Raw genomic sequence first — 838 nt, 5'->3', positions numbered from 1 at the left:
TGTTCGGCATCCCTTTGTTCGATCTGGCTTGGCTCGTAGTCGCGCTCCTGGCAGCCGGTGCCATTACTGGCCTGCTGGCAGGCGTGTTCGGCGTCGGCGGCGGAGCCGTGGCCGTGCCAATCCTCTACGAGTTGTTCCGCGTCCTGGAGGTGCCGGAGGATGTGCGAATGCCGCTCTGTGTCGGCACGTCGCTCGCCATCATCATTCCCACCTCCATCCGCTCCTTCTCCGCTCATAAGGCCAAAGGCGCGGTCGACATGACGATCCTGCGCGTCTGGGCCGTGCCTGTCGTGCTCGGCGTCGTGGTCGGAAGCGTCATTGCCCGGTATGCCCCCGCCGATCTGTTCAAGGCCGTGTTCGTGGTGGTGGCCGGCATCTCGGCCATCCGCCTGCTCTTCGGCAAGGATACCTGGCGCTTCGGCCTCGACATGCCGGCAAAGCCCATCATGATCGCCTATGGCTGGCTCATCGGCATTCTATCGGCACTCATGGGCATAGGCGGCGGACAGCTCTCCAATCTGTTCATGACCTTCTACAACCGTCCGATCCATCAGGCAGTGGCAACCTCGTCGGGTCTCGGCATTCTCATCTCGATCCCCGGCGCCATCGGCTACATCTATGCTGGCTGGCCGCACATGGCCGACTACCCTGACGTCGTGGCCTTTCAGTTGCCTCTTGCTTTGGGTTATGTCTCGCTCCTCGGTTTCGTGCTGTTCATCCCGACCAGCACCTGGATGGCTCCGGTGGGCGCCCGCCTCGCGCATCGCCTTTCCAAACGTCGGCTCGAAGTGGCCTTTGGCATTTTCCTGCTGCTGGTCTGCGCCCGCTTCGCCGCAAG

At 62.9% G+C, this 838-nt stretch carries 1 protein-coding gene; it reads left to right on the top strand.

The window, feature by feature from the left end; all coding sequences use genetic code 11:
• Positions 1-8: 8 nt before the first annotated feature.
• On the top strand, positions 9-838 hold an 830-nt coding region (locus AC0QTX_RS27495), incomplete at its 3' end, for a sulfite exporter TauE/SafE family protein (RefSeq protein ID WP_474606963.1).

It is taken from the genome of Microvirga sp. jy35 (genome assembly GCF_056148915.1).
This window is presented reverse-complemented; position numbering and strand designations above follow the sequence as displayed.